The sequence below is a fragment of the Dactylosporangium aurantiacum genome, assembly GCF_000716715.1.
Classification (GTDB): Bacteria; Actinomycetota; Actinomycetes; order Mycobacteriales; family Micromonosporaceae; genus Dactylosporangium; species Dactylosporangium aurantiacum.
Map to the genome: position 1 here is coordinate 75,968 of NZ_JNYJ01000025.1, position 23,522 is coordinate 99,489.

Sequence of the window (23,522 nt, forward strand, 5' to 3'; positions counted from 1 at the left end):
CGGATGGATCAATGTCGCACCGTCCGGACGACGCCCGGTCGCCGCCCGTTACTGGTCCAGGTACGTGAGCACCGCCATGACGCGGCGGTTGTCGTCGCCGGACGGGGGCAGGCCGAGCTTGCTGAAGATGCTGTTGATGTGCTTGCTGACGGCCTTCTCGGTCACGAACAGCCGGCCGGCGATCGCGGCGTTAGAGCGGCCCTCCGCCATCAGGGCGAGCACCTCGCGTTCGCGGGCGGTGAGCCCGTCGAGGGGGCCGGTGTCCGGGCGGCGGGCCAGCAGCAGCGCGATGACCTCCGGGTCCATGACGGTGCCGCCGCCGGCGACCCGGCCGACCGCGTCGATGAACTGCCCGACGTGGGAGACGCGGTCCTTGAGCAGGTACCCGATGCCGCCCACGCCGGCGGCGAGCAGCTCCCGGGCGTACAGCTGCTCGACGTGCTGGGACAGCACCAGGATCGGCAGGCCGGGGACCTCGGCGCGGGCGGCGATCGCGGCCTGCAGGCCCTCGTCGGTGAACGTGGGCGGCAGCCGCACGTCGACGACCGCGACGTCGGGACGGTGCCGCAGCAGCGCCGGCAGCAGCGCCGGGCCGTTGTCGACGGAGGCGACGACCTCGTGGTCGAACGCCTGCAGGATGTGGATCAGGCCGTCCCGGAGGAGGGCGAGGTCCTCGGCGATGACAACGCGCACGGCAGCTCCATCGTCACGGTGGTGGGTCCGCCGGGCGGACTGGCCACGGACATGGTGCCATCAAACGCGGCGAGGCGGCGCTCGATCCCCCGCAGGCCGCTGCCGGCGGCCGGGTCGGCGCCGCCGCGGCCGTCGTCACGCACCACGATGCCGAGCCGCCCGTCGCGATGCGCCAGCCGCAGCGACACCCGGGTCGCGTGGGCGTGCTTCGCGACGTTGGTGAGCGCCTCGGCGACCGCGAAGTACGCCGCGGACTCCACCGGCGCCTCGGGCCGCCCGGGCAGGTCCACGTCGACGTCGACGGGCAGCGGCGCGCTCAGCGCGAGGGCCCGCACGGCGCCGTCGAGGCCACGTTCGGCGAGGACCGGCGGGTGGATGCCCCGCACGAGGTCGCGCAGCTCGGCGAGGGCCAGGCCGCTGTGCTCGCGGGCCTGCGCCATCAGCCGCAGCGCGGCCTCCGGGTCGCGGGCCATGAGCTCCTCGGCGAGGCCGATCTTCATGCTGACCGCGACGAGGCGGGCCTGGGCGCCGTCGTGCAGGTCGCGTTCGATGCGGCGCAGCTCGGTGGCCTGGGCGTCGACGGTGTCGGTGCGGGTGCGGGTGAGCCGGTCGACCCGCTGCTCCAGGGCCGCCGCGCGGGTCGGGGCGAGCAGCCAGCGGGTGAACAGCGCGTAGCCGCGCAGCGCGTACGGGGCGAGCGTCAGCCCGGCGGGCAGGATCAGCGCGGCCTGCGGCCAGCTCAGCAGCGCCTCGGCGAGGTTGTCCATGGGCCAGAAGACGCCGTAGCCCCACCAGTCGAGCAGGAAGTACAGCAGGACCGGCACGCCGAGGACGCCTTCGACGCCGTACCCGACGACGGCCGCCGGCGCGATCAGCAGCAGCCCGGTGAGCAGGACGGACAGCAGCAGCCAGGCGAGGTCGCGCCAGGTCGCCGGGTCGGTCACCACCCACCGGTACAGGCGCCACACGCCGGCGCCGCCGGGGCGCGGCCGGTACGGGCCGGGGATGGCGACACCGGTCCACTGCGCCAGGAACCGCCGGTGCAGATCGGTGACGGCCCGCACCGCGGTCGCGACGAGCGGCACGAGCAGGATGCCGACGCCGACGACGCTGAGCGCCGCCGACACGACGAACAGCACGAACAGGGTGATGTTCACCGACAGGGTGCCGACGGCGAGCAGCACGCCGCGCACGGCGGCGAGCAGGCCGCGCGTCAGCCAGGCGAGCACCGCCGGGGTGAGCGCCGCGCGCACGGGCCCCGGCAGCCACGCCGGCAGCGGGTTCGGTCGGTCCACGGGTTCATTCTCACCCGGGACGCCCTGGCACGGCGGTGGTGCTGGTACCACCCCCGGTCCGGGACGTGGCACTCCTGACCGTGCGGGCCCGGGCGCGTTTCATCGCAGGCAACGCCCGACCCGCCGCCCGCAGAAGGGACCCGCGATGGCCACGCACCGACTGGCCGGGCTGCCGTCCGGCCGCCGCCCCCACCCCGCTCGCGACGTGCACCCGACCGCACGCGTCGGGACGGCGATAGGCTGCGCGGCATGGTGGATGAGGCCGAGCCGGCGGCGTGGCACGAGGAGGTCCGGTCGCTGACCGGCCGGGCCCGGGCGATGCTCGCCGCGGGCGCCGGCGCGGACGCGGTGGCCGCGGAGCCGCTGCGGCACACCGACTCGCGGCTGCAGGCCATCAAGGCGGTCGCGGACGCGACCGGTGGTGGCCTGGCCGAGGCGAAGCTCACCGTCCACCGCAACCTGGACCCCGCGACCCGCGAGGAGACCGAGGCGTTCCACCAGGAGCTGCACCGGGCATTCGAGCGGGAGCGGTAGGCGTGGAGCGCACGACGGCGTACGGCGACAGCTGGCACCGGCAGCCGCCACCGGTCTCCCTCGGCGGCGGGGCGACGTCGGCGCAGTGGCCGGTCTTCGCGGCGGTGTGGCTGCTCGCGGCGTGGACCGGCGGCAGCGGGGCGCCGGGGTGGCGCAGCGAGTGCGTCATCGGCACCGCGCGGGAGCGTGGGACGCAGCCGTGGCCGGAGCCGCCGCCACCGGCCGAGATCGCCGCCGCCGGCCGCTTCGACGCCGAGCCGTCGGCCGCCACGGTGCTCATCAGCCTGGTCCAGCCCGCCGAGCGCCGCCCGTACGAGCCGACCCGCCCGCCCGGGGAGGTGACCGCGGAGCTGGTCGCGCTGCTGGGCGAACACGTCCGGGTCAGCGACGCGCGGGGCACGGCGCTGCTGGCGTACCTCGCCGAACACCTCACCGGACCGTACACGGACCTGCTGCGGGTGTGGACCGGCGGCGACGAGCTGCACCTGTTGCAGCGCGACTCCAGCGGCCGGGCGCTGCGCCTGAGCGTCGGGCCCGCACCGGTCACCGAGCCGCCGGTCATCGCCGCCGACGGCGCCGACGCGGCGCTGCGCACCCGGCTCGCCTGCCTGCTCACCCTGCTCAGCGCCGAGCTGTGGGTGAACAACAACAACCCGGTCACGTTCCGCGTCTGGGCCGGCCCGCGGGGCTCGGCCGACCCCCTCGAGGCCGCCGCCGGCTGGTGGACCCGCACCCGCGAGGAGGAGCCCGCCGAGCCGCCGCAGCTGCGCCCGCTCACCGCCGACGAACTCGACCAGGGCATGTACACGGTGGTGCGCGGCTCCTTGGCGGAGCTGTTCGACGGCAGCTGGAGCGGCATCGAGGAGTGGCCGCACGTCCCGCCGGGCCATCTGACCCGCTACCTGTACCGCGACCTGCTCGACCTGCTGCTGACCCGCACCGCCGGCGCCGACCACCTGCCGCAGCTGTTCGTCACCGGCTACCTGCCCGTGACGATGCCCGAGGACCAGGCCGAGGACGACGATTTCACCGGCACCGTGGTCTTCGTCGGCCCGTCCGACGTCGCGGTCCTCGACGTCGACCTCAGCTGCTGACCGATGGCAGGCCGGGCGGCATGGGCACAGGCGCTCGTCGGGCGCGCGGTGGAGGGTTGAGGCGGCGTGGAGGCGGTCGGCAGCGGGGTGGGGCGTGGGGCGCCCGAGGTCATCGCCAGGCTGGCCCTGACGCGGGGTGACCTGGAGCAGCGGTTCGGGCTGCGGTTCGCGGCGGTGGACAACGACGTGTCGCCGGCGGTCATCGCGCTCGGGCGGTTGGCGGACGGCACGCTGGTGGGGTTCGCGGTCGTGGAGCTGGATCCGGCCGGTGGGGTGGAGCTGGTGCAGTTCGGCCGGCGGGAGCCTGCCGGCGTGCTCGACGAGGTGCTGAGCGAGCTGGGGCTCACCCGGCGGCAGGTGTCGTGGCTCCTGCCGCCGCGGGGCGAACCCTGACCCGCCGGCCGTCGTGGACGGAGGTCGCCGCGAACGGAAGACCGTCAGTCGTCGTGGATGGAGCCGAACTCGCCGAGCGGGTCGCTGCCGGCGCCGTGGATGGCCCGGATGCGGCCGGGCAGGTGGCTGCCGATGGCGGTGCCGGCGAGGAGGCGGGCGGTCAGGTACGGGTCGAAGCCGTCGTACCAGCCGAGCAGCCAGTCCACGTACCGGCCGTGGGCGGCGTAGTACGGCACGACACCCTCGTCGGTCTGGACGGTGCGGGCCTGGGGCGGGGTGCCGGCGCACAGCCGGGCGGCGTCCTCGGCGCACACCGGGACGCGGCGGCGGGCGGCGCCGCTGCGGGGGGCCCACTCGACCTCGGCGGCGGACGGGCCGTGCGCGGGGTTGAACAGGCACGGCGGCCGGTCGGTGCCGGCCACGGCGCGGTTGGCGCGGCCCATCGCGGCGGTGGCGGCGCGCATGTTGTCGGCCCAGTCCTCGTTGGCCGCGAACAGGTCGACGGCCCGCTCGGCGGCCTGCAGGTGCGCGGCGGCCTCCGGGTGCGAGGCCGCCCCGGCGCGCACGGACCGCAGGTCGTCGCGGAGCACGGCGGTCATGAGGGCGCGCTCCTGTTCCCAGCCGGCGGCCAGGCCGTCGCGCATCGCGCGGCCCGGGAGCAGGCCGAAGCCGCCGGACGCGCCGGCCGGCGCCACGGCCCGGAACGTGGCCCGGGACACGGCCACCAGGATGCCGATGGGCAGCAGCACCGCACCCGCGACCACCGCGATGATCCAGGGCTCCACGCGTCAGACCTCCAGACGTACGGGCAACGGCCGCCGAGCCTAGCGACTCGATCCGGCCGATCCGGTCGGATCGGCGACTGAACACCGGTGCGGTCGGCGACAGCCGGCAGTTTCGAAACTTCACTTGACATCGTCTATGTGAGCGATAACACTCATCATTCAGGCGGCCGCCCGCGCCAGTAGCCACCGCCAAACAGGCAACTGGCGTTCTTGCCTCACCGTGCGCGCGATTCGACTTGTTAACGCTCACATCCCGCCGCGGCGGCGCGACCCCGGTCACGCACGACGCCGCCGTACACCCCCTGAAAGGCGCATCAATGCATCTGCGCTCCCTGCGGCGAACAGCCTTCGCCGCCGCCACGGTGCTCGTCGCCGCGGCGCTGACCGCCCTGCCGAACACCGCCGCGCAGGCGGCCGGCACGTCGTCCTGCGACATCTACGCCGGCGGCGGCACCCCGTGCGTCGCCGCGCACAGCACGACCCGGGCGCTGTTCGGCGCGTACAACGGCCCGCTGTACCAGGTGCGGCGCTGGTCGGACGGCGCGACGGCGAACATCGGCCTGCTCAGCGCCGGCGGCTACGCCAACGCCGCCGCGCAGGACTCGTTCTGCGCCGGCACCTACTGCACGATCGTGCGCATCTACGACCAGACGTCGCGGCACAACGACCTCACCATCGCGCCCGGCGGCGGCGCCAACCCCACCGCCGACCAGGGCGCGAACGCCGCGGCGCTGCCGGTCACCGCCGGCGGGCACAAGGTGTACGGCGTGTACATCTCCGCCGGCAACGGGTACCGCAACAACGCCACCAACGGCATCGCCACGGGCAGCCAGCCCGAGGGCATGTACATGGTCACCGAGGGCACCCACGTCAACGACCGCTGCTGCTTCGACTACGGCAACGCCGAGACGAACAACATGGACACCGGCAACGGCGACATGGACGCCATCTACTTCGGCACCCTGTGCTGGTTCTCCCCCTGCGCGGGCGGGCCGAGGGTCGCGGCCGACCTGGAGAACGGGCTGTTCGCCGGCGGCAACGGCTCCTGGACGGCCAACACCGGCCGCAACAGCGCGTTCGTGACGGCGATGCTGAAGAACAACGGCACCACCACGTACGCCATCAAGGACGGCAACGCGCAGTCCGGCGGGCTCGCCACCCGCTACGACGGCGGGCTGCCCACCCAGTCCGGCTACCGGCCGATGACCAAGCAGGGCGCCATCATCCTCGGCATCGGCGGCGACAACAGCAACGGCTCGGTCGGCTCCTTCTTCGAGGGCGTCATGACCAGCGGGTACCCCAGCGATGCCACCGAGAACGCGGTGCAGGCCAACATCGTGGCCGTCGGGTACGGCAAGAGCGTGACGTTCCCGGTCAACGGCGCCACCTACCGGCTGACGAACCTCGCCAGCGGCAAGGTCCTCGACGCGGTCAACTGCGGCACCGCCAACGGCACGCAGATCGACGTGTGGCAGGCCCTGGGCAACACCTGCCAGCAGTGGCGGTTCAACAGCGTCGGACCCAACAAGTGGACCGTGACGAACGTCAACGCCAACAAGGTCCTCGACGCCGTCAACTGCGGCCTGGCCCTGGGCACGGCCACGAACCTGTGGCAGTCGCTGGGCAACACCTGCCAGCAGTGGGCGGTCATCCCCGCCGGCAACGGCCGGTACGAGCTGGTCGTCGAGAACAGCGGCATGGTGCTGGACGACCAGAACTGCGGCACCGCGAACGGCACCAAGGTGCAGCTGTGGATGTGGTTGAACAACACCTGCCAGCTCTGGCAGATCGCCCCGTAGGACCGGGTGCCGTGGCGCGGTCACCCTTGCCGCGCCACGGCACCCGCCGCGGGCGTCAGAGGCTGCCGGAGGTCCGGCCACCTCCAACGAAGCCCGCTGGTGGAAAAGCTGCTCCAGGGGCCGAAGCACTATGAACGGCTCGCGGACACCTGTGCGGCCGATCGCAAGGCGTACGAGGCCTGGCGGACCGCGACCGCGCTCGACCAGATGTGGAGCGAACCGAAGCAGGGACTGCCCGTCGCGGAGGCAAGGCTCGCCTCGGCCGGCAAAGCCGTGGCCCACCGCCGGCACCAGGACGTGACGGTGCTCGGTCCGGACGAGCCGGGCCCGCCGCAAGGATCATGACGGGCGGCACCGTCCGCGAGCCTCAGACGCGGCGCAGCACGTCGTCGAGGAAGTCGGCGCCGGCCTCGGTGAAGGTGCCGACGTCGACGGTGGCGCCGGCGAACACGTGCCCGGCCCCCTCGACGGGCAGCAGGTCGCAGCGCACGCCGTGGGCGCGCAGCGCCTCGGTGAGGATGACGGCGTCGGTGTACGGCACGTCGTCGTCCTCGGTGCCGTGGATGATCAGGAACGGCGGCGCCGCGGGATGGACGTTGTGCACGGGGCTGGCCAGGCGGGCCAGGGCGGCGCGTTCAGCGACCGGTCCGCCGAGCAGGATCGCCGGCTCCGTGAACGGGTCGTGCTGGTCCGCGACGGCGCCGAGGTCGGCGGGGCCGTACCAGACGATGACGGCCTGCAGCGCGGCGTCGCCGGTGCCGGTGAGCCCGGCGATCGCGGCGAGCTGGCCGCCGGCGGACTCGCCGAGGGCGGCGAACCGGGCAGGGTCGATGCGCAGCGCCGCGGCGTGGTGGCGCAGCCAGCGGATCGCGGCGGTGACGTCGGCCTGCTGGGCGGGGTAGCTGGCCTCCAGCGCCAGCCGGTAGTCGACGTCGGCGACCGCATACCCCCGGGCCACCATCCGCTCGTGGAAGCGCTGGTCGACGGTCCACACCCGGCTCCCGGTGACCCAGGCGCCGCCGTGCAGCCACAGCACGGCCGGGAACGGGCCGTCGCCCGGCGGCACGTGCAGGTCCAGGTGCAGCGGCCGGTACCCCAGCGGGGCCGACACCACGCAGTTGGCGTGGGTGAGCGTGGGGCGGGGCACGGGCACGGGGTACGGCTCGGTCACCGGCCCGAGCTTACCGACGGCGCGCGCCGCGTCGCGCGCCCCGGCGCCGGCGGCATACCCTGACCAGCGGTGACTGGAGCCGCGGGACAGAGGAGCCGATGCAGATGCCGACGCAGGACGACGTGCTCGGGTACTTCGACACGCTCTCGAACTGGGGCCGGTGGGGCGACGACGACGAGCGCGGGACCTTGAACCACATCAGCGACGAGGTCCGGCTGGCGGCGGCGCGGGCCGTGCGCCACGGCCGGAGCGTGTCGTGCGCGTGGGAGGTCGCCGTCCCGCAGGAGATGGAGCGGTCCACGACGGTCTGCCCGTGCGCCGCGGACATGCCGGGCGCGGAGCACATGCCGGCCGCGTTCCACGCCGACCGGCGGTGGGGGTTCTCCAACGAGCGGCTCGGCGTCATGTTCCACGGCAACACCGTCACCCACCTCGACTCGCCCTGCCACATCCTCTGGGACGGCACGATGTACAACGGGCGGCCGCACTCGATGATCGACGCCACGACGGGATCGGCGTGGGCGGCCGTCACGGCGGCGGCGGACGGGATCGTCACCCGCGGTGTGCTGCTGGACGTCGCCGCCGTCCGCGACGTGCCGTGGCTGGAGCCGGGGCAGGGCGTGTACCCCGAGGACCTGGAAGCGGCCGAGCGCCGTCAGGGCGTGCGGGTGCGCCCCGGTGACGCGGTGCTGCTGCGCACCGGCCACGGCCGGCGCCGCCACGAGGCCGGTCCGGCCGGCGGTGTCACGCAGCCCGGGTGGCACGCCTCCTGCCTGCCGTGGCTGCACGAGCGGGGCGTCGCGCTGATCGGCGCCGACACCCCGCAGGACGTGCAGCCGTCGGGGTATGACGCCGTGCTGATGCCGGTGCACGCCGTCGGACTCGTCGCGATGGGCCTGTGGCTGCTCGACAACTGCGACCTGGAGCTGTGCGCGGCGACAGCCGCCGAGCTGGACCAGTGGGACTTCCACCTCACCGTCGCGCCGGTCCGTTTCGCCGGTACGTCCGGCAGCCCGGTCAACCCGATCGCCACCTTCTGACCGCCGGCTCAGGCCATGCTGAGCTCGGCCGTCACCGTGTTCGCCGGCGACGGGGCGTCCTTGTTGGACGGTCCCAGGTAGCGCAGCTGGAGCGTGTACGCGCCGGGTCGCAGCGGGAACGGCACCTCGAACCAGTACCACCGGTCGCGCCAGACCTCGTCCTGGCCGAGCGCCCTGGCGGAGACGTTCATCGGGGCCAGCGGGGTGCCGTCGGGGGGCACGAGCCGGAAGTTCGGCGGGCCGACGTCCTGCCCGCCGTAACCGACCTGGCCCAGCGCCCGCACGTCGAAGCGGCAGGCGACGTACCGGTAGCCGTCCTTGACCTGGGTGTGGGCGTCGTTGCGGTCGTCGCCCTCCAGGAGCGCGGCGCTGAGGGTGCAGGCCAGGCCGTCGAACTGGAGCCGGCCGACGGTCCGGCGGGCGGCGGGCAGCACCTCGCGCGGCTCGAGCGTGGTCGCCTGCGCCTGCTCGGCGAACGGCACGACCGCCGGCGTCTCGGTGCCCTCGCCGATGCTGATCGTGCCGGCCTTGAGGTCGCCGACCTCGGACGGGTCGAGGTCGAAGGTGAACCGGCCGGGGTTGGTGGTCTTCGCCGGGATCTGGCCGGTGTCGGCGAGCCGGCCCTTGGTGGTGCGGCCGTCGCCGCTGCGGTAGGTGGCGAAGACGTTGCGGGTGAACGGGTACGACGACAGGTTCTCCACGGTGACGTCGGCGGTGAGGGTACCGTCACCGGCGCCGGCCGGCGGCTGGTAGGTGACCGTGCGGAAGGTGAACTTGGCCGCCGCGTACCACACGACGCGGGACACGGTGAGCTGCTGCCCGCCGCCGGGCTTGCCGGGGGCGCTGCTGCCGCCGCCCGCGCCGCCGCCGGTGCCGGTGAGGCCGCTGCCCTGGTTGTCGGCGCGGCCCGTGTCGGTCTGCCGCCGGATGGCGTACCCGGCGGCCGCGAGCAGGACGAGGGCGAGCGCTCCGGCGAGGGCCAGCGTCAGCGGGCGCCGGCCCGGCGTGCGCGGGGCGCCCGGCGGCGGGACCGGTGGAAACGGTGGCGGCGACCCGACCTGCGCCCCCGCCATGGGAGCACCCGACATCGGCACACCGGACATCGGAGCGGCCGACATCGGAGCGGCCGACATCGGAGCGGCCGACATCGGAGCGGCCGACATCGGAGCGGCCGACATCGGAGCGGCCGACATCGGGGCACCCGACATGGGAGCAGCGGGCATGGGGGCACCCGAGATGGGAGCGCCGGCCATTGGCGCGACCGGCCGTGGCGGCGGCTGGGCCGGGTCGGCCGTCGACCTGAGGCTGCCGTAGGCGACCACGAGCTCCGGCTGCTCGATCAGCGTCGGCGCGACCCCGAGCCGCTGGTGCAGCAGCGTCGCGGCGAGGGGGATCCGGCTCGACCCGCCGACGAGGAACAGCCCGGCGATGCGGTCCGGTCGCAGCCCGGCCCGGGTCAGGGTCGCCGCGGTCAGCGCCACCGCCTGCTCCAGCAGGGGCCGGGCCAGGTGCTCGAACTCCTCGCGGGTGAGCTGCACGTCGGTGTCGAACAGCGGCACCCGGACCGTCGCCGTCGGCTGGCGGGAGAGCTGCTCCTTGGCGACGCGGGCCTCGTCGTACAGCTGCTGCCGCCGGCGCCGGTCCTCGACGTCCGGGGAGTGGATGAGCCGGTTCCACAGCGCCGGGTCGCGTCCGGCGAGGGGCCGGCCGATCCAGTCGACGACCGCGGCGTCGAGGTCGACGCCGCCGAGGGTGTCGGAGCCGTCGGCGCCCAGCACGTCCCAGCCGCCGCCGGGGCGGCGCGCGACGACGCTGGTGTCGAAGGTGCCCGCCCCGAGGTCGAACACGACCAGCGCGTGACCGTCGGGGACGGGCCGGCGCAGGACGGTGGTGAAGTAGACGGCCGCGGCGACCGGCTCCGGCACGAGCGTCACGGCCCCGAACCCGGCGGCCCGCGCGGCCTCGGCCAGCACCTGCCGGCGCGGTGCGGCCCAGGTGGCGGGGTGGGTGAGCACGACCCGGGACGGGCTGCCGGCGGCGCGCACCGCCTCCTCCCCCACCCGGCGCAGCAGCGCGGCGAAGATGTCGACGACGTGGAACTCCTCGTCGCCGAGCAGGATCGCGCCGTCGTCGACGCGGCGCTTCGGATGCTGCTCCAGCCGCTGCGGCGCCAGCCGCCCCTCGCGCAGCGCGTCCCGGCCGACGAGGAGCCGGCGGTCGGCGCCACCGTACACGGCGGAGGGCAGCAGCGGGCTGGAGTCGAACAGCAGCGGCTGGTCCCGCCCGTCCGGCGTGGCCAGGACGGCGATGGTGTGGGTGGTGCCCAGATCGACCCCGAGCGAGACCTGCCACGGCTGCATGGCAGCAACATATCGGCCGCGGTCAAGATTGAACTGCCCGGCTTCGGGGCAACCTTCCTTACAGCGGCCCGCACGGCCGTCACTGATCGAGCGACTGTGAGGAGCGGATCGATGGCTGAGAACCACAAGCAGACCAGCGCGAAGGCGGCCTCGGCGGCCAGCGACGTGCTGCGCGACCCGAACTCGTCCACTGAGGACAAGCAGGCCGCGGGCAGCGCGCTGTCGCAGAAGGCGCCGAAGTCCGGCTCCGGCAAGTGACCCGACGGCGAAGGCCCGGCCGGTCCGGCCGGGCCTTCGTCATGGGTTGGGCCGGTCAGCCGGTGAAGGCGTCCTTGACGTCGTGCGCGGCGTCCTTGAGCTTGTCGCCGGCCTGCTTGGCGTTGGCCGCGTCCTGGTCGGCCTGCCCTTCGGCCTGCAGCTGCTCGTCGTCGGTGGCGTCGCCGTACTGCTCCTTCGCCGCGCCCTTGACTTCCTCGGCCTTGTGCTCGATCTTGTCTCCGAAACTCATGACGCCTCCCAGGTGATCGACGGTTGTGACGATGCCCAGTGGGTGCCCGGTGCCGGGCGGCGGAAACCTCCGGCGCGTGCCCGGCGTGAAACTTTCAGGCGTGCGGTGCTGGTACCGGGGTCGCGGGCGGCGCCGGTGGTTGCCGGCGCGGCGGCGGCGGGCTTAGCGTCCGCGGCCATGCATCGTCATCTACGCACGGCGATCGTCACGGTACTGACCGTCGGCGCGATCCTGCTCGGCACGGGCGGGCGCGCGGTCGCGTCGTCGTCGTGGGTGTTCGACGACGGCTTCGAGGGCAGCACGACCGCGTGGTACGGCGACTGCGAAGGCTGCGGCTACCGCTGCCCCGCCTACGTCACGTGCGACCCCGCGTACGTCAGCTCGTACGCCCCGTCGGCCCAGACCGGCACCCACTCCGCCGTGATCGGCTCGACGGCCGGCACCCCGGGCGCGTGGCGGTCCTTCGGCCGCCGGGTCCGGATACCCGCCGACGCCGTGCTGTGCAGCATGCGGGTCGCCATCCGCTCCTCGACCAACGACGCCACGGTGAACGTCGAGGTGATCGGGACGTCGAGCTGGACGTACGAGACCATCCGCACGTATCACCTGACGAACACCACGTACGCCAACTTCTCCGCCGGCAGCTGGACACCCGGGCCCCGGGACGTCACGATCCGGCTCGCGGTGCTCGGCGAGGGCGGCGTCGGGGTCGTCTACGCCGACGACTTCCGGGTCGCCTGCGTCTGGTGACGGGTCAGGAACGTTCCAGCAGCTGCGCCATGCGCGCCTGATCCTCGAGGACCTCGTTGATGCGCGCCTGCACGGTGTCCATCTGACCGATGGTCTCGCTGGTGACGTGGATGCCGTCGGTGACGGACCGGGCGTTGGTCTGGATGCCGGCGATCTGGTCGGCGACCTTCTGCGTCGCGGTGGCGGTCTCCCGGGCCAGGTCCTTGACCTCGCCGGCGACGACCGCGAAGCCCTTGCCGACGTCGCCGGCGCGGGCGGCCTCGATGGTGGCGTTGAGCGCCAGCAGGTTCGTCTGGTCGGCGATCGAGGAGATGATTTTGATGACGTCGCCGATGGCGGTCGACGACTCGCTCAGGGCGGTGACGTCCGTGGTCATCTCCGAGGCGCGGGCCACCGCCTCCCGGGCGACCCTGGTCGCGTCCTGGCTGGCGGCGCGCAGGCGGGAGATCGAGTCCAACAGCTGCCGGGCGTTCTCGGCGGCGGACTCGCCGGCCCGCACGATGTCGAGGCGCTGCGAGACCAGTTGCTGCACGTTGCGCAGCGCCGACGCGCGGGACTCGCTGAGCTCGACGTACTCGCTGGTGAAGAAGTCCATCGTGCCGACGACCCGCTCGCCGCTCAGCACCGGGAAGCAGATGCCGGACCGGACCCCGGCGCGCTGCGCGGCGGGCGCCCGCACGCAGTCGGTGAGCTCGGCCAGGTCGCGGACGAAAACCAGGTCGCGGGTGCGCCACGCGCGCCCCGACAGCCCGACGCCCTCGGCGAAGGTGGCCTCGAGGGTGACCTTGCGGAACTCCTCGCCGGCGGAGCCGGACTCCGTGTGGAACCGCAGCTCGCGCCCGCTCGGGTCGACCTCCCAGTAGGAGCCGTACGCCCACCCGAACGCGCTGCGGACGGTGTCGAGGGCGGCGCGGATGGTGCTCGGCACGTCGTGCGCCTTGCCGAGCGCGCTGACGACCGTGGTGACGGCGAGCCGGTCGGCGGCGAGCTGCTTCAGCTCGATCGTCGCGAGCGCCTGGTTGCGGGCCTGCTCGGCGATGCGGGCGATGGCGTTCCACTTCTCCGTCCGGGGGCCGTCGACGCCCAGCTGGTGCCGGGAGTAGTACTCCAGGACCGCGATGACCCGCCCGGCCTTGACCACCGGGATGGTCACGGCGGAGACGGCGCCCGCCCGCACCGCCGCCTGGCAGCGCGGGCAGTCGTGCACGTCGCGGGCGTCGTCGATGTAGATCGGCTGGCGGCTCTGCTGCGCCCGGCCGACGAGGCCCATGCCGACCGGCAGGTCCCGCCCGGCCGTGACGGCCCGCAGCTCGCCGGCGATGTCGCCGGTCTCGAAGCCGACGCGCAGGTGACCCTCGGGATCGGGCAGCCACACGGCGCCGTACATGAACTGGTGTGACCGGACGAGCGACTCCACGGTGATCCGCCAGGTCGCGGCCTCGTCAGGGGCGCCGTCCAGCGCGATGATCAGCTGCTCCAGTGACTCCACGTCCCGCGGGACGGGCGCCGCGGCCCGCTGGTCCCGGCCACGTGCACGCAACAGACCCAAAGCATCCCCTCAGAGTGCGACGGATATGCCCTTCCATCGGCACCGCGCGGGTGCACTTGAGCATCCCGGCGGGTTGCGGCTGCGGTGCATGTCCGGCCGTCAGTCGTTGATGCCGGTGCGGCCCGGGGCGGCGAGCGTGTCGTCGATGTCGGCGCTGGTGCGGGTCAGGATCGCCTGGATCTCGTCGCGGGACAGTTCGCCGGGGGCGTGCCACAGCTCGGCGAAGTCCTTGGCGATGACGCTCTCCACGACGATCCAGGCGGCGACCGACGGGTACATGCGGCCGTGGCCGATCATCTCGCGGAACGCGCCGTACGCGGGTTCGGTCTCCAGTTTCGTGCCGGCGACGGCTTCGGTGCGGGCGGGCCAGAGGCCGGTGCTGACGGCGTACCGTTGCTGGCTCTGCTTTCCCGTGAGGAACCTGACCCATTCGAAGGCGGCGTCGGGGTGCGCGGCGTCCTTGAGGATCGCGAGGTTGGAGCCGCCGAGGAAGCCGAACCGGCCGGCCCGGCCCGCGGGCAGCGGCGCGGTCGACCAGCCGGCGCGCAGGCCGGCGCGGTCGGGGTTGGCCAGGAAGTCGCCGACGGACTGGGAGCTGTCGATGGTGACGGCGCCGCGGCCGGCGGCGAACGCGGCCGGCACGTCGTTGTTGACCATCCTGGCCACGGTCGGATCGTTGTACCGGGCGACGAGCCGCTGGTAGTACTGCACGGCGTCGACGGCGGCCGGCTCGGCGAGCCGGGACGCGGTGCCGGAGGCGTTGAGCAGGTCACCGCCGGCGCTCCACACGAACGGGGCGACGTTGTGGATGATGCCGAACGTGTTCTCGTTGCCGATCGCCAGCGGCGCGACCGGGCCGCCGGCGTCGTGGATGCGTCGCAGCGTCGCCTCCAGCGACTCCCAGGTGGCGAACGCGGTGGCCGGGTCGATCCCGGCGGCGGCGAGCACGTCGGTGCGGTAGAACAGCGCACGGATGTCGACCAGCCACGGCATGGCGGTCGTGTCCGGCGAGCCGATCAGGTGGCTGGAGCTCCAGCTGGCGGCGGTGAACGCCGACTGCCCGCCGACCGCGGCGATCTCGGCGGCGGTGTAGGGGCGCAGCGCCCCAAGCTCGCTGAACCCGCCGACCCAGGTGGTGCCGAGCTGGGTGACGTCGGGTCCCTCGCCGCTGGACGAGGCGGTGCTGAGCCTGGTGAGCGCGTCCTCCCAGACGATCCGCACCGGGTTGACGGTGATGTTGGGGTGCGCGGCGTGGAACTGTGCGGCCTCGCCGGCGATGACCTGGTCCTGCAGCGGCCCGCCGGACGGCATGTACCAGAAGTCGATGGTGACCGGCGGCCGGTCCGGGGCGTAGCCGACGTCCTGCGGCGTCTCACCGTCGCCGCGGGCGCAGCCCGTGATCGTGAGCACGGCGACGGCCGCAACCGCCAGGATCCTCAGCACGTCCCGCTCATCGGCCGCGCCCGCCGATGCCTGAGGACTCGCGGACCGCCGGTGAATTCGACGGAGTGCAGCCGGTCCCGGCCGAGGTACCGGCGGGTGCGCGGCGCCAGGCGGCTGGGTGCGCCCGGCGGCACAGTCCCTATCAATCCTATCTTCTTAGTAGTGTTTAGTCCACGCGGGGACCCGGTGCGGTGACAAGGGCGACAAAGCACGGGAAACGGCGTTGACACTGCGATACCGGCGCTGCTGCACTGTCGGCATGGCACGCACGCCACTGTGGACCCGCGATCACATCGACTTCGGTCGAGTGTGGTCCGCCTCCTGTCCCGCCTGACCCGCGCCCTCTCCCTCGCGCGCTCCCGGCGCACCGTCGCCGCGCTGAGCGCCGTTTCACCACACCCAACTTCGTGAGGAACCGTGATGTCAGCACCGCGTGCCCGCAAACGTCCACCCACCGCAGACCGACACCGCTACGACTCGGCGTACGTCGTCGTCGCCCTCGCCGTCCCGGGCGGCGGCCCGGACGACGTCGCTCCCCCGCTGGTCTTCCGGGTGCAGCGGCGCCCTCAGGGCGGGCAGCGGTGAACGGCCGGGCCGTCACCGCCTACCGGTGGCTGCGCTGGCTCGGCGGTCACCCCTCCGCCGCGCCGGCCACGACCCGCGACGCGACCGGCCGCGGCACCGTGGCGAGCGTCAGCGTGGCGTGCCGTCGCCGATACGGAACCGGCTGACCACCGCCTCGAGCCGCCCGGCCGTCGCGGTCAGCCGCTCCGCGGCGGCCTGGGTCTCCTCGGCGGACGCGGTCGCCTCGCGCGAGGCGTCCGACACCCCGCTGATCCGGCCGGCGGCGGTCGCCGACTGCTCGGCCGCGTGCGCGACGTTGGCGCCGATGTCCTGGGCCGCGGCGGCCTGCTGACGGGCCGACTCCGCGATCGTGTCCTGGATGGCGACGATCCGGTTGATCGTCTCGGTGACGCGCTGCAGGCCGCTGACGGCGGAGGCGGTGTCGGCCTGGATCGCGTCGATGCGCTCGCCGATGTCGCTGGTCGCCTTCGCGGTCTGCTTCGCCAGCTCCTTGACCTCGCTGGCGACGACCGCGAAGCCCTTGCCGGACTCCCCCGCCCGGGACGCCTCGATGGTGGCGTTGAGCGCGAGCAGGTTCGTCTGGTCGGCGATCGCGGTGATCACCGACGCTACCTCGCTGATCCTCGCGCTGGAGGCGTCGAGCTCGGAGATCGTCCGGTTGGCCACCGCCGCCTCCTGCACGGCGTCGGCGGCGATCCGGGCGGCCTCCGCGACCCGGGCCGCGACGTCGTCGACCGCGTCCTGCAGGGTGCGGGTGCTGTCGGAGGCGACCCGCACCTCCCGGCTGGCGGCGCCGATCGCGCCGGCCACCACCGTCGACTCCTCCGCGAGCCGGTCGGCGCTGCTGGACAGGTGCCGGCTGACGTCGCGCAGGCCACCGGAGGCGGACGTGAGCGCCCCGGACTCCTCGGTGATGCCGGACAGGGCGGCGCCCACGTGCTCGACGGTCGTGTTCAACGCCTGGGCCATGTCGGCCAGCTCGTCGCGGCCGCGGACCGGCACCCGCCGGGTGAAGTCGCCGGTCGCGACCTGTTCCAGGACCGCTTTGGTCGACCGGACGGGCCGGATGATCGAGCGGGCCAGCAGCCACATCGCGATGAGCACGACCGGCACGGTGAGCCCGCCGACCACGCCGAGCAGCACCCGGGCGCGGGTCTCGCCGTCGGCGGCGATGCGCTGCTGCTGCGCGACGACGTCGACGAGGTGCGTCTTGAGCGTGTCGCTACTGGCGTCGAAGCCGTCCCACGCGGCCTGCGCGGCCTGGGCCTGCGGGACGCTCAGCGTCCCGTTCGCCCCCTCGATCGTGGTGGCGACCGCCAGCACGTCCCGGACCGTCGCGGCGAACGCGTCCACCTCCGCCTCGGTGCCCCACCGGGAGCGGGCGGCGGTGATGTGCTCCAGCTGCTCGCGCAGCTCGCCGGCGTGCTCGGTGGACCGCTCGACCGCCGCCGCGCGGGCCGCCTCGTCCAGCCGCGTCGCGAGGGTGTACGCGCTGGCCAGGATCACCGACGCGGTGTGCTGGGCGTCGTTGACCTCCGACAGCAGCTGCGACGCCGCCACGGCGTCGCGGCCCTCCCGGCCGGTGGTCGACGCCTGCGCGAACCCGATCGCGGCCAGCGCCACCGTCGCCAGCGTCAGCGCCGCGGCGACACCGCCGATGCGTCGTGCCAGGGTCCACCGCATGTACGCCGCCTCCGTCCGCCGTCCCCCTTGTACCGTTCGGCGCGGCCCGGCCCGGGTTGAGCGAATCCGGCCCGTCAGTGGTGATGTGCCACCGTGGCGTGGGCGGCGGCCGCGGCGGTGTCCGGGTCGGTGTGGATGGTGGCCGCCGTCAACCGGGGCACCGCGTGCAGCAGGCGGTGCTCGGCGTCGACGGCGATGGCGTGGGCGTCCACGACGCTCAGGGTGTGCGACACCACCACGTCGGTCTCGGCGTGCAGGCGGTGCCCGATCCAGCGCATCCGCAGCGCCCCGACCGCGAGCACCCCGGGGGTGCCGGCGAGCGCGTGGCCGGCCGCGGTCACCAGGTCCGGGTCGACGGCGTCCATGAGGCGCCGGTACACCTCGCGGGCCGCGTCCTTGAGCACGAACAGGATCGCGGCGGTGATGCCGAGCCCCACGACCGGGTCCGCCCACGGCAGGCCGGCCGCAACGCCGGCGGCGCCGAGCAGCACGGCGAGCGAGGTGAACCCGTCGGTGCGGGCGTGCAGCCCGTCGGCTACGAGCGCGGCCGAGCCGATCCGCCGGCCGACCGTGATGCGGTACCGGGCGACGACCTCGTTCCCGGCGAACCCGACGAGGCCGGCGGCGGCGACCCACGGCAGGTGGCTGACGGGCGCCGGGTGCAGCAGGCGGCCGACGGCCTCGTACGCGGCGAACCCGGCCGAGGCGGCGACGGTGAGCACGATGACGATCCCGGCGAGGTCCTCGGCGCGGCCGAAGCCGTAGGTGTACCGGCCGGTCGCCGCGCGCCGCCCGACCACGAACGCGACGCCGAGCGGGACCGCGGTGAGCGCATCGGCGACGTTGTGCATGGTGTCGCCGAGCAGCGCCACGGAGCCGGACACCACCACGATCAGGGCCTGTGCGGCGGCGGTGACCCCGAGGAACAGCAGCGACACCCACACGGCGCGGATGCCGTCCCTGGACGCCTCCATCGCGGCGTCGACCTTGCCGGCGGCGTCGTGGGAGTGCGGTGTCAGCAGGTGCCGCAGCCGCCGCGCCCAGCCGTGCCCGTGACCGTGACCGTGGCCGTGCTCGTGGTGGTGGTGCTCGTGCTCGTGGTGGGCGGGGTGCTCGTGCATGGTGGCCCTCCCTGGCGGTGGTGGCGGTGCGCGGTCCGCACTGGCAGGATAGGTGCTCATGTACGCACGCGACAACGTTGCACCTGCCGCTGACCTGCAACAACCACCCAGCGGCGCGCAGGTCGACGCGGCAGTGACCGCCCTGCGGATGCTGGCCGACCCGACCCGCCTGCGGCTGCTGTGGCATCTGCGCCACGGCGAGCAGGACGTCACCACGCTCACCGCCGCCGTGGAGGCGTCCCGGCCGGCCGTCTCCCAGCACCTGGCGAAGCTGCTCCTGGCCGGCCTGGTCAGCTCCCGCCGCGACGGCCGGCGCGTGCTGTACCGGGTGCGCGGCGGCCACGTCCGCCGGCTGGTGACCGAGGCCCTGCACGCGGCCGACCACCACGTCACCGGCGCACCCGAGCACGACTGACAGAGACGCGCCGGCCGGGCGCCCGGCCTCAGGGCGCGCGCGAGCCGCGGTCGCGCTCCTGCGCCACCACGGCGTCGAGGTCCGCCAGCCGGTCCAGGCCGCGCAGCGGCTGGGCCATGCGGTGGTTGCCGGCCAGGAGCTCGCTGGTGCGGTGCAGCAGCGCCCAGTAGCCCGCCGTGTAGGGACACGCGTCGGGGCCGAGCCGCTGCCGCGGGCGGTACCGGCAGTCGTGGCAGTAGTCGCTCATCCGGTCCAGGTACGCCCCGCCGGCCGCGTACGGCTTGGTGCTCATGGTGCCGCCGTCGGCGTACTGGCTCATGCCGATCACGTTGGCGGTCATCACCCACGCGTAGCCGTCGACGAAGCAGCGGTGAAACCAGTCGGCGACCGCGGCGGGGCGCCAGCCGCGCTGCAGCGCGTAGTTGCCCAGCACCATCAGTCGGGGGATGTGGTGCACCCAGGCGCGGTCGCGGACCCCGGCGAGCACGTCGGCGAGGCACCGGGCCTGCACCGCGTCCGCGTCCAGCCGGGCGAACCAGGCGGGCAGGGGCCGGGTCGCGCGCAGCGCGTTGGAGCGCGGGTAGTCCTCGCCGCGGTACCAGTACAAATGCCAGACGTAGTCGCGCCAGCCGATGATCTGCCGGATGAACCCCTCGACGCCGGCGGCCGGGGCCAGGCCGCGCCGGTACGCGTCCTCGGCGGCGGCGACCACCTCCATCGGGTCGAGCAGCCCGAGGTTCAGCGACGACGACAGCGTGCTGTGCGCCATCCACGGGTCCTCGGCGAGCATCGCGTCCTCGTACGGCCCGAACTGCGGCAGCCGGTGGGCGATGAAGTGCTCCAGCCGGGCGAGCGCCTCGGCGCGGGTGGCCGGGAAGAGCCGGGGGCCGTCCCGGCCCACGAACCGCACGCCGTCGGCCTGCCACGCGTCGAGGTCGCGGCGGACCTGCGCGTCGATGTCGTCCTCGGTCGGCAGCGGCGGCGGGGGTACCGGCAGCGTCCGGTGCCCGCGCGGCGGCGGCAGGCGGTTGTCGGTGTCGTAGTTCCACCGTCCGCCGGCGGGGGCGTCACCGTCCATCAGCACGCCCAGCCGGGTCCGCGCGTCGCGGTAGAAGTCCTCCAGCCGGAGTGTGCGCCGGCCGTCGGCCCAGGCCACGAACTCCTCCGGCCGGGTGGTGAACCCGCGCGGCGGCAGCACGTCGATCGCCGGGTGGCGGCGCAGCAGCTCCCGCGCCGGCCGGGACGTCGGGTGGCACACGTCGAGCCGGTCGGCGGTCCCGCGCAGCGCGGCGCCGTACGTCTCGGCCTGCACGAACGCCGCCTGGCCGGCGAGCTCGGCGGCCCGGTGGCGCAGCGCGGACAGCACCAGGTGCGCCTTCTGGCGGTGGAAGGCGCGCCGGCGGAACACCGACCTCGCCTCCACGAGCAGCACCGGCTGCCGCCCGTCGTCGAGGAAGTGCGGCCCGAGCTGGTCGGCGAACAGCCAGCGCCGGCGCATCGGGGCGGGCACGCTACCGCGCGTCCCCGGACTCCTCGCACAGCCGCCGGAAGCCCTTGAGGTCCATGCGCAGCCGGCGGCGCAGGACGTCCTCGGGCAGGTCGTCGTAGAGCCGCACGCTGTGCTGGTCCAGCCGCAGCACCGCGGTCACGTCGGTGTGCCCGGCGGTCTCCTGCAGCCAGAACGACTCGCTGAGCGTCGCGGCGTCCCAGTGCACGTACGCGTCGGGGTCGGTGTCGGCGATGACCGCGTCCAGCTCGACCCGGCAACCGCCGACGTCGAGCGTGAGGTGGGCCGCGGCGTCGTCGACCGGCGTGCAGCCCAGCACGCCGGACATGAACCGCGGGTACTCGTCGAACCGCACCAGGTGCGCGTAGGCGGACGCGGCCGGCACTCCCACGCGTACCGCATCCTGAACGATGATCATGAGATCCCTCCAGCCGTTCCACCTTGCGTCGAATTCTGCGTCGGTTTCAGTCTACGACCATGTCCGCGGCAGCGCCGGTGATCAGCCGTTTCCGGTCGCCGCGGCACGCACCAGGTCGCGCGCCAGGTGCAGCCCGGCCGCGGCGGGGCCGTCCGGGCCGAGGCGGGCGGCACTGGTGTAGGCGCCGTCGATCAGGACGGCGAGCTGCCCGCCGAGCGCCGCGGCGGCCGGCGCGGGGAGCAGCCGCGGCATCGGCCGCGAAGCCGGCCGCCAGCTCGCACAGCTCGGCCACGGCGTCCTGCTCGCCGCCCGCGACCCGGGTGCCGCCGAGGCCGCCGCGGCGCAGGTCGGCGCCGGCGCGGATCGTGTGGGCGGCCACCCTGCCCGACGGCGGCCCGAGCGGCGGCCTGTTCCGCGACGGCGAGCCGCTGCCGTGGTGACCGGCGGGCCGGGCCAGGGGCGTGCGTACCCCTGACCCGGCCGCCGCGGGGTGTGATCAGAGGCTGACGGTGCGCCCGCCGAGGGTCACCACCAGGTGGCCGTCGGCGGCGAAGGACCAGGCCAGGGCGCCGCTGTAGGTGGTGCAGCGGGAGCCGTTGGTGCCGGTCCAGAACTGGTTGGAGCTGTCGGCGTTGCCGATGGTCTTGTCGTTGGAGCCGCCGCTGCTGAAGCGGCACGACGTGTTGTTGCGGTACGTGTGCGTACCCGCGTCGAACGAGAAGTTGCGTTCGGCGTTGTCGATGGACAGGTTGTTGGAGATGGTCATCGACCCCGGGTTGCTGTTGTACGTGAAGCCGTGCTTGCCGTTGCGGTAGGCGATGCTGCGCTGCACGACGTGGTTGACGCCGATGTTTTCGCCGCCGAGCTTGTAGCCGTTGCGGTCGCCGTTGGTGTTGACCGTGCCGTTGCTGAGCGTGCCGTTGTTGTAGGACAGCGAGTCCTGGATGGTGACCGGGCCGATCGCGCCGGTGTCGGTCTTGGTGTACAGGTCCCAGCCGTCGTCGATGTTGTTGTGCGACACGGTGTACCGGAACACGTTGCCGGTGCCGACGGTCAGCTTGGCGGCGAAGCCGTCGGCGTCCTCACCGTCGGAGTCGGCGTTGTCGTGCGACTCGGAGCTGATGATGAGGTTGTTCGCCGGCCACTGCGCCTTCGGCGTGTCGGAGGCGATGCGGGAGATCTGCAGGCCGCTGTCGCGGTTGAACCGGGTGATGACCCGCTCGACGGTGTTGTTGCTGCCGCCGACGAAGATGCCGTTGTCGCCGGCGCGCTCCACGATGATGCCGGTGATGTGCCAGTAGTTGCCGTTGACGGCCAGGCCCCGGTTGGCCGGGTCCTCGCTCTGGGCGGAGAAGTTGAACACCGGCGTCTCGCCCGGGTAGGCGGTGATGTTCTTGGTCGCGCCCGACGTGCCGTTGTTGCCCGGGGCGATGGTGATCGTCGAGGACTGGTTGTAGGTGCCGCCGCGCACGTAGATCGTGCCGCCGGCGGTGACCCGGGTGATCGCCGAGGCGAGCGTCGTCGGGCTGGCCTGGGTGCCGGCCGCACCGGCGGTGCCGTTGGGCGCCACGTACAGGGCGGAGGACGGCGGCTGGCTCGTGGACGGTGACGTGCTCGGGGTGCGCGACGGCGTCGGCGACGCGGTCGGCGAGGCGGTCGTCTGCGTCGGGGTCGGGGTGGTGCCGCCGGTGGTGACGGTGACGTTGTCGAAGTTGGCGCTGGCGTAAGCGGTCTGCAGGCCGATGCGGCCCTTGGTGATCGCCGCGTTCGTCGCGGTGGCGACCGTGGCGCCGTCGACCGTGCCGCTGATCGTGCTGCCGTTGACCGTGATCGCGAGGGTGTACCAGGTGCCGGTCGCCACGCTGCGCGACGCGCTGCCCAGGACGGTGACCGAGCCACTGTTGACCGCCTGCAGCTGCACCGCGTTGCCGGGCAGCAGCGCGAGCCGGTAGAACGTGGTCGAGCTGGTGGAGCGGGCGAGCAGGCCGACGAAGCCGCCCGAGCCCAGCGACAGCGGCTTCACGGCGGCCTGCACGGTGTAGTTCGTCCAGCCGCTGTCGCCGGCGAACTGGCGGGCGTTCTCGCTGCCGGCGTTGGACTGCTGCAGGACCTTGCTGCCGTCGGTGACGACGCTCCAGGTGCCGCCGGACTTCGACCAGCCGCTGGTGGAGCCGTCCTCGAACGTCGCGGTGAACGCGGTGTCGGCGAACGCGACCTGGGTGGCCAGCACGACGCCGGCGGCCGTCACGGCGGCGGCCGCGGCGGCCGGCCACCGGTGTGACCGCAGCCGGGATCCGATCTGTAGACGCATGAATCCTCCGGGATGACGGTGCGCACGTCGGGGGTGTCGCACGGGTGCGCACGGTGAGGCCCTCGGCG

The 23,522-nt window shown here is 73.9% G+C and carries 24 protein-coding genes; 10 read left to right on the top strand and 14 right to left on the bottom strand.

Annotation, left to right across the window (positions count from 1 at the left end; genetic code table 11):
• Positions 1-48 precede the first annotated feature (48 nt).
• Entirely contained in the window at positions 49-693 is a 645-nt protein-coding gene (locus OP18_RS27395; protein ID WP_033361924.1) for a LuxR C-terminal-related transcriptional regulator, read from the bottom strand.
• Positions 645-1,988 (bottom strand): sensor histidine kinase, encoded by a 1,344-nt coding sequence (locus tag OP18_RS27400; protein ID WP_313900976.1) that lies wholly within the window; start codon positions 1,986-1,988, stop codon positions 645-647. The genes OP18_RS27395 and OP18_RS27400 overlap by 49 nt, the downstream gene beginning before the upstream one ends.
• Positions 1,989-2,237: 249 nt before the next feature.
• Here OP18_RS27400 and OP18_RS27405 point away from each other — a divergent pair, with 249 nt between their 5' ends.
• From OP18_RS27405 to OP18_RS27415, 3 genes are all read left to right on the top strand, one after another.
• The gene (locus OP18_RS27405; protein WP_033361925.1) at positions 2,238-2,522 is read left to right on the top strand and encodes a hypothetical protein; all 285 of its coding nucleotides are present in this window, start codon (positions 2,238-2,240) and stop codon (positions 2,520-2,522) included.
• A gap of 2 nt (positions 2,523-2,524) precedes the next feature.
• Positions 2,525-3,616 carry a hypothetical protein gene (locus tag OP18_RS27410; RefSeq protein ID WP_033361926.1) on the top strand — a complete coding sequence of 364 codons (1,092 nt, stop codon included), beginning with the start codon at positions 2,525-2,527 and terminating at the stop codon, positions 3,614-3,616.
• A 66-nt stretch (positions 3,617-3,682) separates the two neighbouring features.
• On the top strand, positions 3,683-4,009 hold the full coding sequence (locus OP18_RS27415) for a hypothetical protein (protein ID WP_033361927.1): 327 nt from the start codon (positions 3,683-3,685) through the stop codon (positions 4,007-4,009).
• 44 nt (positions 4,010-4,053) lie between these two features.
• Here OP18_RS27415 and OP18_RS53130 read toward each other — a convergent pair whose 3' ends face one another.
• Positions 4,054-4,794 (bottom strand): hypothetical protein, encoded by a 741-nt coding sequence (locus tag OP18_RS53130; protein WP_052387420.1) that lies wholly within the window; start codon positions 4,792-4,794, stop codon positions 4,054-4,056.
• A gap of 317 nt (positions 4,795-5,111) precedes the next feature.
• Here OP18_RS53130 and OP18_RS27425 point away from each other — a divergent pair, with 317 nt between their 5' ends.
• Positions 5,112-6,593, top strand: a complete 1,482-nt coding sequence (locus OP18_RS27425) for an arabinofuranosidase catalytic domain-containing protein (protein ID WP_033361928.1) — start codon at positions 5,112-5,114, stop codon at positions 6,591-6,593.
• A 99-nt stretch (positions 6,594-6,692) separates the two neighbouring features.
• On the top strand, positions 6,693-6,938 hold the full coding sequence (locus OP18_RS27430) for a hypothetical protein (RefSeq protein WP_033361929.1): 246 nt from the start codon (positions 6,693-6,695) through the stop codon (positions 6,936-6,938).
• 22 nt (positions 6,939-6,960) lie between these two features.
• Here the strand turns inward: OP18_RS27430 and OP18_RS27435 are convergent, their stop codons facing one another.
• Complete coding sequence (locus OP18_RS27435) at positions 6,961-7,764, bottom strand: alpha/beta hydrolase (protein WP_033361930.1); 804 nt, start codon at positions 7,762-7,764, stop codon at positions 6,961-6,963.
• Between the two features lie 98 nt (positions 7,765-7,862).
• On the opposite strand from OP18_RS27435, the gene OP18_RS27440 reads away from it, so the two are divergent.
• Entirely contained in the window at positions 7,863-8,804 is a 942-nt protein-coding gene (locus OP18_RS27440) for a cyclase family protein (RefSeq protein WP_245635537.1), read from the top strand.
• A gap of 8 nt (positions 8,805-8,812) precedes the next feature.
• Here the strand turns inward: OP18_RS27440 and OP18_RS53135 are convergent, their stop codons facing one another.
• A complete protein-coding gene (locus tag OP18_RS53135) occupies positions 8,813-11,164 on the bottom strand; it encodes an Hsp70 family protein (protein ID WP_052387421.1) in 2,352 nt (783 codons plus the stop codon).
• A gap of 111 nt (positions 11,165-11,275) precedes the next feature.
• On the opposite strand from OP18_RS53135, the gene OP18_RS59190 reads away from it, so the two are divergent.
• Positions 11,276-11,422: a hypothetical protein gene (locus OP18_RS59190; RefSeq protein ID WP_169788965.1), complete on the top strand. Its 147-nt coding sequence runs from the start codon at positions 11,276-11,278 to the stop codon at positions 11,420-11,422.
• A gap of 55 nt (positions 11,423-11,477) precedes the next feature.
• Here OP18_RS59190 and OP18_RS27450 read toward each other — a convergent pair whose 3' ends face one another.
• Entirely contained in the window at positions 11,478-11,672 is a 195-nt protein-coding gene (locus OP18_RS27450) for a CsbD family protein (protein ID WP_033361931.1), read from the bottom strand.
• A gap of 177 nt (positions 11,673-11,849) precedes the next feature.
• On the opposite strand from OP18_RS27450, the gene OP18_RS27455 reads away from it, so the two are divergent.
• Positions 11,850-12,422: a hypothetical protein gene (locus OP18_RS27455; protein WP_033361932.1), complete on the top strand. Its 573-nt coding sequence runs from the start codon at positions 11,850-11,852 to the stop codon at positions 12,420-12,422.
• A 4-nt stretch (positions 12,423-12,426) separates the two neighbouring features.
• On the opposite strand, the gene OP18_RS27460 is transcribed toward OP18_RS27455, so the two are convergent.
• The gene (locus OP18_RS27460) at positions 12,427-13,962 is read right to left on the bottom strand and encodes a GAF domain-containing protein (protein ID WP_033361992.1); all 1,536 of its coding nucleotides are present in this window, start codon (positions 13,960-13,962) and stop codon (positions 12,427-12,429) included.
• A 108-nt stretch (positions 13,963-14,070) separates the two neighbouring features.
• Positions 14,071-15,414, bottom strand: coding sequence for an extracellular solute-binding protein (locus OP18_RS27465; RefSeq protein ID WP_033361933.1), 1,344 nt, complete (start codon positions 15,412-15,414; stop codon positions 14,071-14,073).
• A gap of 420 nt (positions 15,415-15,834) precedes the next feature.
• On the opposite strand from OP18_RS27465, the gene OP18_RS57630 reads away from it, so the two are divergent.
• On the top strand, positions 15,835-15,999 hold the full coding sequence (locus OP18_RS57630; RefSeq protein ID WP_156089819.1) for a hypothetical protein: 165 nt from the start codon (positions 15,835-15,837) through the stop codon (positions 15,997-15,999).
• 108 nt (positions 16,000-16,107) lie between these two features.
• Here OP18_RS57630 and OP18_RS27470 read toward each other — a convergent pair whose 3' ends face one another.
• Both OP18_RS27470 and OP18_RS27475 read right to left on the bottom strand, forming a co-directional pair.
• A complete protein-coding gene (locus tag OP18_RS27470; RefSeq protein WP_052387423.1) occupies positions 16,108-17,682 on the bottom strand; it encodes a methyl-accepting chemotaxis protein in 1,575 nt (524 codons plus the stop codon).
• 74 nt (positions 17,683-17,756) lie between these two features.
• Positions 17,757-18,803: a cation diffusion facilitator family transporter gene (locus OP18_RS27475; protein ID WP_033361934.1), complete on the bottom strand. Its 1,047-nt coding sequence runs from the start codon at positions 18,801-18,803 to the stop codon at positions 17,757-17,759.
• Between the two features lie 58 nt (positions 18,804-18,861).
• Here OP18_RS27475 and OP18_RS27480 point away from each other — a divergent pair, with 58 nt between their 5' ends.
• Complete coding sequence (locus OP18_RS27480) at positions 18,862-19,218, top strand: ArsR/SmtB family transcription factor (RefSeq protein ID WP_052387424.1); 357 nt, start codon at positions 18,862-18,864, stop codon at positions 19,216-19,218.
• A gap of 28 nt (positions 19,219-19,246) precedes the next feature.
• Here the strand turns inward: OP18_RS27480 and OP18_RS27485 are convergent, their stop codons facing one another.
• The 4 genes from OP18_RS27485 to OP18_RS27495 form a co-directional block, all read right to left on the bottom strand.
• The gene (locus tag OP18_RS27485) at positions 19,247-20,716 is read right to left on the bottom strand and encodes a cryptochrome/photolyase family protein (RefSeq protein ID WP_033361995.1); all 1,470 of its coding nucleotides are present in this window, start codon (positions 20,714-20,716) and stop codon (positions 19,247-19,249) included.
• A gap of 13 nt (positions 20,717-20,729) precedes the next feature.
• On the bottom strand, positions 20,730-21,143 hold the full coding sequence (locus OP18_RS27490) for an SRPBCC family protein (RefSeq protein WP_081971171.1): 414 nt from the start codon (positions 21,141-21,143) through the stop codon (positions 20,730-20,732).
• Between the two features lie 81 nt (positions 21,144-21,224).
• Complete coding sequence (locus tag OP18_RS57635) at positions 21,225-21,395, bottom strand: hypothetical protein (RefSeq protein ID WP_156089820.1); 171 nt, start codon at positions 21,393-21,395, stop codon at positions 21,225-21,227.
• Between the two features lie 244 nt (positions 21,396-21,639).
• Positions 21,640-23,454, bottom strand: a complete 1,815-nt coding sequence (locus tag OP18_RS27495) for a 3-keto-alpha-glucoside-1,2-lyase-like domain-containing protein (protein ID WP_052387425.1) — start codon at positions 23,452-23,454, stop codon at positions 21,640-21,642.
• Between the last annotated feature and the right edge of the window lie 68 nt (positions 23,455-23,522).